Below are 14,716 nucleotides of genomic sequence, written 5' to 3'. Positions count from 1 at the left end.
ATCTTTTTGAAAGACAAAAGCTTTAAGCATGGTTTTAATACTATTTATTTCTTCTTGATTTAAATATTGTATTTTATGAAAAAGCTGTAAAAGTTTATTCCCACTCCCAGCGAATCTTTCACTCGACAGAGTTATAAACCTAAATAATAAACGTTTTACTAAAGGCTTATAAATATAAAAACAGAATACCATTTTAGTTTGATGTTCTGTTTTTGGTTTTAATATTGTAGATTTTATTTTTTTTCCTAGCTTACCAGAAAAATTCTAAGTAAAACGCACGCGCTCTACGATGGTCTGCTCCACCAAACCACTAGTTAGGTTTTCTGACCTCGTAGCACAATATAAAAAGCAAAAGCCACATTAATGTGGCTTTTGCTTTTCTATTGATTTTAAGAAAATCTTATTTTTCAACAGCAAATCGTCTAGTAACTTCAGTCCAATTAACAACATTAAAAAAAGCTTCAACATAGTCTGGCCTTCTGTTTTGATAATTAAGATAGTAAGCATGTTCCCACACATCAAGTCCTAAAATAGGAGTTCCTTCACACCCTATTCCTGTCATTAAGGGATTGTCTTGATTTGCAGAACTACACACTTCTAACTTTCCTCCTTTATGAACACACAACCAAGCCCATCCAGATCCAAAACGAGTTGCAGCCGCTTTTGAAAATTCAGCTTTAAAAGCATCAAAAGACCCAAAAGATTCGTCAATTGCAGCAGCTAATTCTCCAGAAGGTTTTCCTCCTCCATCAGGAGACATTACAGTCCAGAATAAATTATGATTATAAAAACCACCACCATTATTTCTAACAGCTCCGTTGTTTAAATCTAAATTTAAAAGAATGTTCTCAATTGTTTTTCCTTCTAAATCTGTTCCTGCAATTGCATTATTCAGATTTGTTGTGTAAGCATTATGATGTTTTGTATGGTGTATTTCCATTGTTCTTGCATCAATATGTGGTTCCAATGCATCGTATGCATATGGTAATTTTGGTAATTCAAATGCCATGATATTATTTTTATGATTAGTATTAGTGATTCCAAATTTATAAATTTAACTTTGGAATAAAAAATAGATTGTTCTTATAGAACCATAATTAAGACAAATATAACATTTGAAAAAAGCGGCTTTTACCCTATATGATGCTTCTGCTGGGTCTGGAAAAACATATACATTGACTAAAGAATATTTAAAAATATTATTTTTAGCCAATTCGGACGATGCTTATAAAAGGATTTTGGCAATTACTTTTACAAATAAAGCAGTGGAAGAAATGAAATCGCGTATTGTGGATAGTTTATATGAGTTCTCTAAAATTGATACATCAGAAAAAGCATTAGGCATATTAAAAGATATTAGTTTAGAAACAGGTTTAACCATTGGTACACTAAAAGATAAATCAAAAGCAATTATCAAAAATATAATTCATAATTATGCAGCTTTCGGCATCTCTACAATTGATAAATTCACTCACAAAGTAATTCGTTCTTTTGCTCAGGATTTAAATTTACCTCCAAATTTTGAAGTCACTTTAGATACGGATTCAATTCTTCAAGAAGCTGTAGATGTTGTTATTTCAAAAGTAGGAGAAGATGAATATTTAACCCAATTATTAATTGATTTTACAAGAGATAAAACAGATGAAGATAAAAATTGGGATATTTCAAAAGAGTTGATAGAAATATCTAAACTTCTTATTAATGAAAATGATGCGAATGAAATTAACGAATTTCAAGAAAAATCTTTTGAAGACTTCTCAAACATTAAAAAAATATTAAAAAATAAAATAGCTTTTTTTAATCAAGAGAATAATAATATTTCATTAAAATGTGAGAAAATTTTACATGAAAATGGAGTAGATTTGAACTCTTTTTCAAGAAAAACATTTCCTAATCATATTGAAAAAATAGGTCAGAATACACTTCCTATAAAAGATAATTACAAATATCAGTATTTTGATGACATTGCGATAAACAAAACTGCAAAAGATAGAGACCTTATTGAAAGTCTATCGGGAGAATTATTAGTATTATTGAAACAAGCTTATTATAATATTTCTAAAATAGCATTTTACGAAGCTTTTTTACAAAATATTAACCCACTTTCACTTTTAAATACCATTAATTTAGAGTTCAAGAAAATTCAAAAAGAGCAAAATATTTTATCAATATCAGATTTTAATAAAATTATTTTCAATGAAATTCAAAATCAACCAGCTCCTTTTATCTATGAACGATTAGGGGAAAAATATCGTCATTTTTTTATAGATGAATTTCAAGATACTTCCATAATGCAGTGGCAAAATCTTATTCCTCTTATCGATAATGCATTGTCAAGTGAAGATAATGGAATTAGAGGAAGTTTAATGCTTGTTGGTGATCCAAAACAGTCGATATATAGATGGAGAGGAGGAAAAGCAGAACAATTCATCGCTTTAAGCAAACCAGAAATTAATCCTTTTTCAAATAAAGAAAAAGAAACAATACGATTAGACACAAATTATAGAAGTTTTGAGCAAGTAATTCAATTTAATAACACATTTTTCTCCTTTTTGTCAAGCAAATTTGAAAATGAAGATTACAAAGAGCTTTATTTAGAAAATAGTTACCAGAAAGCAAATGATAAAAAAGGTGGTTATGTTAATATATCCTTTATTGATGCTTCTGAAGAAGATTCAATTTCTGAAATTGATGATAAAGAATACTCGTTAAAGGTAATATTATACTTAGAAACAACATTAAAAACCATTCAAAAAGTGTTAGAAGATGGTTTTTCTTATAGAGATATTGTTCTGTTAACGAGACGAAAGTTAGATGGTGTATATTTAGCTAATTTCCTTACAGAGAAAAATATTCCTATCTTATCATCAGAGACATTACTAATACAAAATGCAACTGAAGTAAAATTAATTATTGATGTATTACGCTATTTAAAAAACAATAAAGATCAGGAAGCAAAAGCTAGAATGTTGTATTTTATAGGAAAATACAATCAAAATAAAATTGAAATACACGATTTTATAATTCAAGCAAAAGACCTGTCAGAACTAGAATTAGAATATTATTTAAATAATGTTCAAATACAAATATCATTTAAAGATTGTAGAAAAAAATCATTATATGAAGCAGTAGAAATAATTGTTTCAACATTTATAAAAGAAAAAACAAACACATCTTATGTTCAATATTTTCTAGATTTAGTTTTAGAAAGAGATAATAAAACACAATCTGGAATTGCTGATTTTCTAGATTATTGGGATAAAACAGGCTATAAAAAAAGTATTCCATCACCAGAAGGAAATAATGCTGTTAGGATTATGACAATTCACAAATCAAAAGGCTTAGAATTTCCAATTGTAATTTATCCATTTGCCGAAGAAAATTTTTCTGCAAATAATAGAAATAAACTTTGGATAGATTTTGRTGATGATGAAAAAATCGACTTTCCAAAAGCATTAGTTAATCAAAAGAAAGATGTTACTAACTATGGAGAGAATGCTAAAAATATTTATGAAGAAAAAAGTCAAGAAGAAATACTAGACATTATAAATGTTTTGTATGTTGCGCTAACTAGAGCGGAAGAACAATTATATATTATATCAAATCATTTAATTACAAAAGCAGGATTGCCAAATAATCTCTCTTCTTATTTTATAGAATTCCTACAGATTAATGGTAAGTATGAAGAAGGAAAGCTAGAATACGAATTTGGAGAATCGAATAGAAAATCAAAAGAAAATTATTTTAAAGAAAATCAAAAATCAATAGAACTTGTTTCGGAAAGATTGCAAACTAAAAAAATTAAAATTGCTCAACGAGAATCTTTAATGTGGAATACGGAGCAACAAAAAGCAATTGAATTTGGAAATCTTTTACATGAAATTTTAGCATTTATAAAAACAAAAGAAGATGTTGAATCGGCAATAGATGTTGCTTTAGAAAATGGATTAATTACTATTTCTCAAAAAGATTATATAAAAGAAGTTATAGAAGAAATTGTAACACGTGATGAATTAGTTGATTTTTTTGATGGAGAAGGAATTGTTTACAATGAACAAACTATAATTAAAAAAGGATTTGGAAACACAAAACCAGATAAAGTTGTAATTAAACAACAAAATGCTTTTTTATTAGATTATAAAACAGGAGAAACTATAGATAAATATAAAATTCAACTTAATGATTATGCTCATGTAATTGAAGAAATGGGTTTTAAAATTGTAAAAAAAGCATTAGTTTACATTGGAGAAAAAATAGAAATAGTATTTTTGTAAGCAAAATAATAAAACAATATAAATAATTATAATGTACGGTAAAATTAAACAACACTTACAAGATGAATTAAACACTATTCAAGAGAATGGATTGTTTAAGAAAGAACGAATTATAACGTCTCCACAAGGAGCAGAAATAAAAATTTCTACAGGAGAAACTGTTCTGAATTTTTGTGCTAATAATTATTTAGGGTTATCCTCACATCCTGAAGTTGTACAAGCTGCAAAAGACGCTTTAGATTCGCATGGTTTTGGAATGTCGTCAGTACGTTTTATTTGTGGAACACAAGATATTCATAAAGAATTAGAACAAAAAATAGCTGATTTTTACGGAACAGAAGATACTATTCTTTATGCAGCAGCTTTTGATGCAAATGGAGGTGTATTTGAGCCATTACTTGGAGATCAAGATTGTATTATTTCAGATAGTTTAAATCATGCATCCATCATTGATGGAGTTCGCTTGTGTAAAGCAGCACGTTATCGATATGAAAATAATAACATGCAAGATTTAGAAGCACAACTAATAAAAGCTACAGAAGCAGGACATCGTTTTAAATTAATTGTTACTGACGGAGTGTTTTCAATGGATGGATTAGTAGCTCCACTAGATAAAATATGTGATTTAGCAGATAAATATGATGCAATGGTAATGGTAGATGAATGTCATGCCGCAGGATTTATTGGTGCAACAGGAAAAGGAACTCTTGAAGCGAAAGGTGTTATGGGAAGAGTTGATATCATCACAGGGACGCTCGGTAAAGCATTAGGAGGTGCAATGGGTGGTTATACTACAGCGAAAAAAGAGATTATCGAAATATTAAGACAACGTTCACGACCTTATTTGTTTTCAAATTCATTAGCGCCATCAATCGTAGGTGCTTCATTAAAAGTTTTTGAATTATTAGATAAGGATACTTCATTACGTGATAAATTAGAGTGGAATACAAACTATTTTAAAGACGGAATGAAAAAAGCAGGTTTCGATATTATAGATGGAGACTCTGCAATTGTACCTGTTATGCTTTATGATGCTAAATTGTCACAAACAATGGCTGAAGAATTGCTAAAAAAGGGAATTTATGTAATTGGCTTTTTCTTCCCAGTAGTACCAAAAGAAAAAGCAAGAATTAGAGTCCAGTTGTCTGCTGCTCATAGTAAAGAACATCTTGATATTGCTATAAAAGCTTTTACAGAAGTTGGGAAATCATTGAAAATTATTAATTAGAATAAAAATAGGCTCTACTTTTTTTAACAAAACTTTTTGTATTTAAAAAAAAATAGTATTTTTGTTCCAATTATAACGCATTGTAATTTAAAAAATAAAGTATGAAACATCTAAACAAATTATTTGCTGCTGGTTTATTGTTTGCTGGTTTAACATCGCAAGCACAAAACGGTGACAATCCATGGGCAGTGTCCTTTGGAGCAAATGCGGTAGATACCAAGGTAAGTGCCGACGGTAATTCTAGCCCACAATTTATCCAATTACTTAACGCTAGAGACAATTGGAACATTTTACCATCAGTATCTTATTTAAACGTATCTAGATATGTAGGAGATGGTTTTTCTGTTGGTTTAACAGGATCTGTTAACAAAATCGACAAATGGTTAGAAAGAGTTCCTGGAACTGATAATACTGACGCTATATTAAATCCTGGAGATTTATCTTATTATGCAGTTGATGCGGTTATAAAGTATAGCTTTCAAGATTTAATCAAATCTACTTGGTTAGATCCTTCTATTAATGTAGGTGGTGGTTATAATTTCTTTGGAGATGCTTCTGCTGGTACAGTAAATGGAGGTTTAGGATTAACATTTTGGGTTACAGAAGGAATAGGTATTCAATTACAGTCTACTTATAAGCACTCATTTGATGAAAATAGAGTTGCTGATGCTGATGTTCCAACTCATATCCAACACTTTGCTGGTCTTACTTTCAGATTTGGAGGAAAAGATACAGATGGTGACGGAGTTTATGACAAAGATGATGCTTGTATTAATGAGCCAGGTCTTAAAGAATTTAACGGATGTCCTGATACAGATAAAGATGGTATCGCTGATAAAGATGATGCATGTCCTGAAGTAGCTGGTACTCCTGAGCACAATGGATGTCCTGATACTGACGGTGATGGAATCATTGATAATGAAGATGCATGTCCTGAAGTAGCTGGTACTAAAATCATGAATGGTTGTCCAGATGCTGACGGTGACGGTGTAGCTGATAAAGATGACAAATGTCCTACAGTTAAAGGAGCTAAAGATAACGGTGGTTGTCCATGGCCTGATACTGACGGAGATGGTGTATTAGACAAAGATGACAAATGTCCTACAGTAGTTGGTACAGTTGCAAATAACGGTTGTCCTGAGGTTTCTGATGAAGCTATCAAGAAATTAAATGATTATGCAAAAACAATTTTATTTAATTCAGGAAAATCATCTTTCCAACAACAAACTTACCCAGTTTTACAAGCAATTACTGCTATCTTAAAAGAGTATCCTTCTTCTAAATTTAGTATTGAAGGTCATACAGATAGCCAAGGTTCAGATTCTTTAAATCAAAAATTATCTGAAGATAGAGCTGGTGCAGTTAAAACTTATTTAATTGAAAACGGTATCGATGCTTCTAGATTAACTTCTGCAGGTTACGGAGAAACTATGCCAATTGATTCAAACAAAACTGCAAAAGGTAGAGCTAACAATAGAAGAGTTGAAGTGAAATTAAAAAAATAATTTTCCTTAACTTATAATATTATTAAAACGCTTCGATTTATCGGAGCGTTTTTTTTATTTTTATGCAATGGAAAATGAATCTTTTTTAGACAAACTCTCAAAAGAAATTATCAAAAAGTATAATGATAATTTACAAAGCGTAATTATTGTATTACCAAACAAAAGAGCTAAAGTTTTTCTATTAGATAGCTTAAATAAATATACATCAAAGACTATTTTTGCGCCTCAAATAACGAGTATTGAAGATTTAATTCAAGACATATCAGACATTAGGACTATAGACTCTATTGCGTTGCTTTTTGAGTTTTATGAGGTTTATTACGAAATTACTAAAAAAGAGAACTTGCAATCTTTTGATGTTTTTTCAAATTGGGCAAAAACACTACTTCAAGATTTTAATGAAATTGACAGATACCTTTTAGATCCTAATTATGTTTTCTCTTATTTAAAAGACATTGAAGCATTAAAAAGATGGGATTTAGAAGCATCTGATACAACATCATTAATTGACAATCATTTAGAGTTTTGGAGAAAAATACCAGAATATTATAATTCACTATATAAATCTTTAAAAAACAAAAAGATTGGATATCAAGGATTGATATATAGAGAAGCTGTAGAAAATTTAATACCATACTCGAATAGTTTAGAAGATAAAAGGCTTGTTTTTGCTGGATTTAATGCTTTAAATCAAGCAGAAGAAAAAATAATTCTACATCTTCTATCTAGTGATCAAGCTAAAATATATTGGGATATAGATAGTTTTTTCATTAGTAATCCTTATCATGATGCGGGTTTATTTATAAGAAGATTTAAAAAACAATGGAAGAATTATTCTACCCAACCTTTTGAGTGGATTTCTGAGGATTTTCAGCAAGAGAAAAATATTAATATAATTGGAACACCTAAAACTATTGGACAAGCAAAAATTGCAGGTAAAATTATTGAAGATCTAGAAGCCAATCAGAAAGATGGAAGCAAAACAGCAATTGTATTAGGGGATGAAAATTTATTGATCCCTGTTCTATATGCTTTGCCAAATTCTGTAGAAGCATTAAATATTACAATGGGTTATTCTGGAAAAAATAATCCTGCGCAATTATTAGTAAATAAGCTTTTCAAATTACATTCAAACGCCATAAAGAGAAAATCTTCAAATTATACTTTTTATTATAAAGAAGTTTTAGATATTTTAAATCATCCTCTAGTAGAGCCCTATTTAGGAGTGAATGAAGTTATTCAAACCATTCATAATAACAATTTTACTTTTTTCTCTTTTGACACCTTATTTCGATTAAAACAGGAGAAATATCCTGATGTAGAAAATGAATATTTTGATTTATTATTTTCAAAGTGGGATGTGAGTACTATTGAAATTCTCAATAGAATTGGATCTATATTGCTTAAAATAAAAACTTTTTTAAATAATGATAGTGAAGAAGAAAAGGTAGTAAAAGCATTTGTCTATGCTACTTATAAAGTGATTAATAAACTAATAAATTATTGCGAAACATACCAAAGGATTGACACTATAGATTCACTTTATGAAATGTATAAGCAAGTTATAGATCTTGCAGAAGTTTCTTTTGAAGGAGAGCCACTTACAGGTTTACAAATTATGGGTGTTTTAGAAAGTAGAGTATTAGATTTTGATAATGTAATTATTACTTCTGTTAATGAAGGAAAATTTCCATCAGGTAAATCACAAAACTCCTTTATTCCTTATGATGTTAAGAAGGAATTAGGATTGCCTACATACAAAGAAAAGGATGCTATTTATAGCTATCATTTCTATCATTTATTACATAGAGCTCAAAATATTTATTTATTGTATAACACAGACAATGAAGGAATTGATGCAGGTGAAAAAAGTAGATTTATTACACAATTAGAGATTGAAAAGCAGCCTAAGCATAATATTACGCATAAAATATATAATGCCGTTTTACCGGAAAAAGCATATAGCATCATGAGAATTCCAAAATCTGATAAAATGATGGAAAGACTCGCTGAAATTGCAACAGTTAAAGGATTCTCACCATCATCATTAACTACATACATTAGAAATCCTATTCAGTTTTATTTTCAAAGAGTGCTTAGAATAAATGAAATGGATGAAGTTGAGGAAAACATTGCAATTAATACATTAGGAACAATTATTCATGAAACTTTAGAGGTTCTATACAAGTCTTATATTGATAAATTTTTAACTGTTCAAGATATTGATGAAATGATCTCAAAAATTGATAATACAACATTAGATCAATTTAAAATTGTTTACAAAGAAGGAGAAATTAAAAAAGGGAAAAATTTATTAGCTTTTGAAGTTGCAAAAAGGAATATTTTCAATTTTCTCCAACTTGAGAAGAAATTAATAGAAGAAGGTGATACAGTTAAAATTCTTTCTCTTGAAGAACGATTAGAAGTAGTTATCCAAGATGGAAAACTATCATATCCTGTTAAAATTTCAGGAAATGTAGATAGAATTGAAATAAGAAATAATACTATTAGAATTATTGACTACAAAACAGGCAAGGTAGAAGCCAACACGCTGAAAATAAACGAATTTAATGGTTTAACAAATGATATTAAAAATGAAAAGATAATTCAATTATTGTGTTATGCTTTAATGTTCAGAGAAAAACACGAATATAAAGATTATCCCGTTGAAGCTGGAATTATTTCATTTAAGAACATGAAAGCAGGGTTTATGTCTTTTGGATTAGGAAAAGGACGTGGAGTTGTTTCTCAAACATTAATTACCGATGAGATTTTGGAAGCATTTAAATCTGAAATGATAGTATTAATTAATGAGATTTTGAATGCTAATGTAGATTTCAAAGAAATATTGTAATTTACTAATCTTATTTATCCTTCATATCTTATCTAAGGATAAATTTATATAAGAGAACTCTAAAACAATTAATTAAATGGAAAAATTACAAGAAACTTTTCAGGTTATAATTTTAAAACTAGAGGCTAATTTACCGTCGGTTTTATTTGCTTCTATCTTTTTAATTGCTGGTTTTTTTGTTGCAAATAAGATAAAATCAATTATTAAAAGAAAAATATTGCCTACTTCAGAAAATGCTTTAACAACAATTTTTGTTTCACAATTTGTTAGCATTTCAATAAAAATATTATGTATAATTATTTTTCTTAGGATTTTAGGTTTTAGCGATTTAACATCAAATATTTTAGCTGGAGCTGGAATATTAACTTTTATTGTAGGTTTTGCTTTTAAAGATATTGGAGAAAATTTTCTTGCAGGAATCTTATTAGCTTTTAAAAGTCCATTCAAAATTAATGATCTCATAGAAACTGAAAATATTATAGGATATGTTGTTGATTTAACTATTAGGGAAACCAGAATAAAAACTTTAGATGGCAAAGATGTTTTTATTCCTAATGGTCAGATAATCAAGAATCCTCTTTTTAATTATACAATCGATGGATTTTTACGATATGAATTTATAATTGGTTTAGATTATGAAAGCAATATAAAAAAAGCAATCAATTTAATTTTAGAAACTGTTAAAAAAATTGAAGGAGTTATTAATGAAAGTAAACAACCAATAGTAGTTATAGATGAATTTGCAGCAAGTACGATTAACTTAAAAGTAATGTTTTGGATCGATACGTTTAAATCAACTTCAAAAACATATCATTCAGGAATAAAAACTGAAGTAATGCAGCAAGTATTACAGGAATTAATGAAAGGCGGATTTAGTTTACCCTCAGATATTGTTGAAATTAAACAGTATAAAGGATAATTATCTTATAATCATACCCTTTTTAAGAAATTTATAAGTACATTTTCTAACTCATCTTTATTCTCAAAATGACTCATGTGTCCATCATCAAAAGTGACTAATTCTACATTTGTATTTTCAATTTGCGTTTTATTGTCTTCATAATTTAAAACAGGATCTTTCTTTCCCAAAATAAGGGTTTTAGGAAACAATGTTGTGTGTAAAAGTATTTCCCTATCTTTTCTTGCTTTCATTCCTTCTTGAGCAGCTATAATGCCTTGTAGAGAAGTTTTTAAGGCTTCTTTTTTAGCCCATTCAATTTCTGAAGTTAATTTCATTCTGTTTTCATCACTAAATAAATTAGCGATAGACATGCTTATAGCAGCTTTGTAATTTTGTTTTACTGCCAAAATAGCCCTTTCACGATTTGATTTTCGTTCTTTACTATCTTCCTTAGATGTAGAATTGATTAAAACTAAACCTTTTACCATTTCAGGGTATAATTCTGCAAAAGCTAAAGCAACATAACCACCCATAGAATGTCCAGCTAAAACTACTTTTCTTAATTTTAGTTCATGTACTACATGGTGTACTGCATCTGCCATATCTTCCATAGTATGTACATAACTCAAAGAATCGGTTTTACCATGACCTAATAAATCGATACAAATTGCTCTATTTTTTTTAGATAATTCTGGAACTAAAGCATTCCACATATTACTATTTTCTAAAAAACCATGTAATAGAATAATAGCTGTTCCTTTTCCTTGATCTGAAAAAGAAAGGGTAATGTTTTTATAATAGGTTTGGTAATTCACAATTTTTACTTAAAAGCATTTTTGCAAAAATAGAGCTTAAAAAAATAATGGCAAGGTTGAGTTGTTAAAAAACATTTTAAAGATTATCTGTAAAACTTTACAACTACACTATAAAAAAACAAAAGCATCCTTTTTATAGAATGCATTTTATTGTTTTTATTCTTTATGTCCACAAGCTAGGAGTTTGCGGTAGCGTTACCGATTATTTAAAACTCTTCGGTGAGCCTGTGGGTTTAGATTCCTAATTCAGGGCTTGGATTAATATACCAATCATAAACTAAACCATTAACAAACATTATATTTGTATATTTAAGAGAGATTTTTTTTTAAAACTTTTTAAATTTTTCATTAAAATTAGATTCCCAATCGATTTTTTGTGTTTTTTTAAAATAAAATGTATTTGTTCGTATATCAAAATTAAAATTTTCAACAATATTTTCACAAGAAATATCTTTATAAAAGTCAATCGTTTCTTCAAACAATTCTTTTAATCGAATTGCCGTTAGAGGCTGCTCAAGTTTGTAACATTCCCACTCTGTAATAAATTTAGTCTCTTTTTCTTTTTTTAAAATATCTTTTATGTCTCTTTGATAAAACTTATTCTCTTTTATTAATTTAGAAAAAAGTAAAGTATCTACATCTCCTCGAATAGTTACATTAATAAATTCAAGTATATTAATTTTTAATGCAACTCTCCAATATTTTTCATGTTTAAGAATTTCCAATTCTTCATTTATAGTAATTTCAGGAATAAATTCATTTAAAGTATAGTATAGAATTAAATCATCAAAAAAAGGAATCTTATCCTTACTTGATGATAGAGGCTTAAGTGAAAATTTATTAATTGTTCCTAAATTTATTTTCATTTTTTTTATGTTTAATCTCATCACTTCAAAAATTGAAGTACTAGCAGACCATTGAAAAGATGCAATTTTGTTAATTGGTATAATTGTTTTAAACTAATCTTTAATTTAAAATCCTTTAATTTAATCTGTCATCATCAACTTTTAAATAAGTTATAAGACAACAAAAGCCACAATAATGTAGCTTTGTGTTTTTTATATTCTTTGTATCCACGAGCTAGAAGCTCGCGGTAGCGATGCCGATTATTTAGAGACGCTCGGACTAGCTGGGAGCTGGTTTAGTATTCTATAAAATCAAAGAATTCATGTGTAACTAAATATTCAATTATTTTCTCAGATATTATATAGTAATTTTCATTTATCTTCAATAAATCTATAGATTTCTCAAACTGCTTCAATAATTCTATATCTAAATTATTAGTAATCAAATAAAAATGATAATTCTCTAAGAATAACTGCTCTATATGTTTTAGTATAACATAAAGACTACCACAATCTCTTGACATACTGCTTATGTTTATCGAACATTTTGGTTTTTCAATTCTAGTAAGAGTTTCTTTCCAAAAAAGTTCAGAATAACCATAATTTTTTATTTGATCATTATACTCAACAAAAAAATTGTCATTAATATAAATATCCTTCCCTTCGATGCTTATTTTTTCATTTATTAAAAACTCGCAATTTAACGATGAGAAAAATATTTTCTCTTTATTAAAATTTAAATCAGAAAAGAAATTACTCTGTCTAGAAATTTTATTGTTACATACGATTAAAGTTAAAGTAAAACCAGACATATTTATTTAATTTTATCCATTAAATCTTTTGTATTATTAATTATATTCTCTTTTTTAACTCCCCAATCAGTTAAATTTTTAATTTGTTGCTTTGATAATTTATCTCCTGTATAATAAATATATTCCATTCCTTCTTCCTCTGAAGCTTTTAACTGTTTTTTTACTTGCCATTCACTTATTTTAGAACCTTTTTTAACTTCTATCCAAATAGCATTAGCTATATTTATATCAATGTCTGTTCTAGATCTTAGAGATAAATTTGTAATATCTGCATCTATTGCTTTTATTTTATTAGGGTGACTAAATTCAATTATGTTTGCTAGATTTGCAACGAATTTATCGCCTGAAGCTGTGGTTTTTGGCATCCAAAGCCTCACTGACTTAGAAATACCTTTAGCACCATATTTTATTACTACTCCACTTGCAAAAGGGATAACGCTTGCTACCGAATAAGAACTAGCACTAATTGCATCGTCTTGTTTTCCAGTTAAAGTGTACTTATATGAAAATAACTTGCCAAAATAGGATCAGCAGCAGTATCAACTCCTGGTACCGATCCGATCATTTCCATTCCAGCTTCTAACGGTTGAATAATTGCAAACTCAGCCAAATCAGAAATTCCATCTAAAACCATTAACATTTTTTCTTGTTCGGCTGTACGTCTGTTTTGAATATTACCTTCGGAAATATTAGGAACACCCATTTTATAGCCTGAACCCTCAATTACTTTTCTCATACCTGAAACAGCAGTACTCTTTTTCTTGGGTATTCCGTACTTAAATGCATAGTATATATTATTTATCCATATTTGAATAGTTTCCAAACCTTCCAGTTCCACTCCGTCAATAACCCTATTCTCACTAAATGCATATGGACTATTATGTGGATATTGAGGAGTCAAAGGGTCAACAGCAAAAAACCTACCCACTCGTGGGTCATGCATTCTAAAAGTATAATTCAAAGAATTTCCTGGTCCTTTTAACTCGTCATCTTTTTCCTGTCCTTGGAAGCCGTAACGGTAGTCATTCCTAGTGCTGGTGCGGCCTGGCAAGGTCATTCCGAAAGAAAGGTAGTCATGTGCAACTCAAAATTATTTGTAAGAACGTGTTGTAAATATAGTGYTTTTTAAAACAACAAAAGCAACTTTTAAAAGAGTTGCTTTTGTTGTTTTATTCTTTGTGTCCACGAGCTAGAAGCTCGCGGTAGCGATGCCGATTATTTAGAGACGCTCGGACCAGCCTTTAGATTAGCAAATAGAAATAATCACTTAAATTAAAATCATGATAATGATGATGAAATTTCTTTTTTTACTTCTTTTTTTCTTTGTTAATAACTCGTATTTTGTTGATAACTAAAAACACAAAAGAACGGAGTGAACTTTCGCGGCCAGCTAGCTTTTTAAGAGCCATCCCCCGTATTAGTCTCCGTTCTTTTTTCAAGTTACTTAGAACCATATAGAATTTCAGTTTCCGCCCTTATTAA

General features: G+C 28.9%; 10 protein-coding genes and 1 pseudogene. 5 read left to right on the top strand and 6 right to left on the bottom strand.

Annotated features, from left to right (window positions below; translation table 11 throughout):
• Positions 1–400: 400 nt before the first annotated feature.
• On the bottom strand, positions 401–1,009 hold the full coding sequence (locus SY27_RS12280; RefSeq protein WP_045970704.1) for a superoxide dismutase: 609 nt from the start codon (positions 1,007–1,009) through the stop codon (positions 401–403).
• 106 nt (positions 1,010–1,115) lie between these two features.
• On the opposite strand from SY27_RS12280, the gene SY27_RS12275 reads away from it, so the two are divergent.
• From SY27_RS12275 to SY27_RS12255, 5 genes are all read left to right on the top strand, one after another.
• On the top strand, positions 1,116–4,274 hold the full coding sequence (locus SY27_RS12275; RefSeq protein WP_045970702.1) for an exodeoxyribonuclease V subunit beta: 3,159 nt from the start codon (positions 1,116–1,118) through the stop codon (positions 4,272–4,274).
• Between the two features lie 31 nt (positions 4,275–4,305).
• The gene (gene kbl, locus SY27_RS12270; protein ID WP_045970700.1) at positions 4,306–5,502 is read left to right on the top strand and encodes a glycine C-acetyltransferase; all 1,197 of its coding nucleotides are present in this window, start codon (positions 4,306–4,308) and stop codon (positions 5,500–5,502) included.
• A gap of 101 nt (positions 5,503–5,603) precedes the next feature.
• The gene (locus SY27_RS12265; RefSeq protein WP_045970697.1) at positions 5,604–7,007 is read left to right on the top strand and encodes an OmpA family protein; all 1,404 of its coding nucleotides are present in this window, start codon (positions 5,604–5,606) and stop codon (positions 7,005–7,007) included.
• A gap of 67 nt (positions 7,008–7,074) precedes the next feature.
• Positions 7,075–9,861, top strand: coding sequence for a PD-(D/E)XK nuclease family protein (locus tag SY27_RS12260; RefSeq protein ID WP_045970695.1), 2,787 nt, complete (start codon positions 7,075–7,077; stop codon positions 9,859–9,861).
• A gap of 76 nt (positions 9,862–9,937) precedes the next feature.
• Complete coding sequence (locus tag SY27_RS12255; RefSeq protein WP_045970694.1) at positions 9,938–10,780, top strand: mechanosensitive ion channel family protein; 843 nt, start codon at positions 9,938–9,940, stop codon at positions 10,778–10,780.
• A gap of 11 nt (positions 10,781–10,791) precedes the next feature.
• Here SY27_RS12255 and SY27_RS12250 read toward each other — a convergent pair whose 3' ends face one another.
• The 5 genes and pseudogenes from SY27_RS12250 to SY27_RS12230 all read right to left on the bottom strand — a co-directional run.
• Positions 10,792–11,577: an alpha/beta fold hydrolase gene (locus SY27_RS12250; RefSeq protein ID WP_152640759.1), complete on the bottom strand. Its 786-nt coding sequence runs from the start codon at positions 11,575–11,577 to the stop codon at positions 10,792–10,794.
• 326 nt (positions 11,578–11,903) lie between these two features.
• Complete coding sequence (locus SY27_RS12245) at positions 11,904–12,443, bottom strand: hypothetical protein (RefSeq protein ID WP_045970690.1); 540 nt, start codon at positions 12,441–12,443, stop codon at positions 11,904–11,906.
• A 275-nt stretch (positions 12,444–12,718) separates the two neighbouring features.
• On the bottom strand, positions 12,719–13,234 hold the full coding sequence (locus SY27_RS12240) for a hypothetical protein (protein ID WP_045970688.1): 516 nt from the start codon (positions 13,232–13,234) through the stop codon (positions 12,719–12,721).
• Positions 13,235–13,236: 2 nt separating this feature from the next.
• Positions 13,237–13,599, bottom strand: a complete 363-nt coding sequence (locus SY27_RS12235; RefSeq protein WP_045970686.1) for a hypothetical protein — start codon at positions 13,597–13,599, stop codon at positions 13,237–13,239.
• A 122-nt stretch (positions 13,600–13,721) separates the two neighbouring features.
• Positions 13,722–14,294 (bottom strand): annotated as a pseudogene (locus SY27_RS12230) (RHS repeat domain-containing protein); the annotation flags it as partial.
• Positions 14,295–14,716 lie beyond the last annotated feature (422 nt).

This window comes from Flavobacterium sp. 316, assembly GCF_000967805.1.
In the GTDB taxonomy this organism is placed as follows: Bacteria; Bacteroidota; Bacteroidia; order Flavobacteriales; family Flavobacteriaceae; genus Flavobacterium; species Flavobacterium sediminilitoris.
The sequence above is the reverse complement of the archived record's forward strand: the minus strand, read 5'-3'. Positions and strand labels throughout refer to the sequence as shown.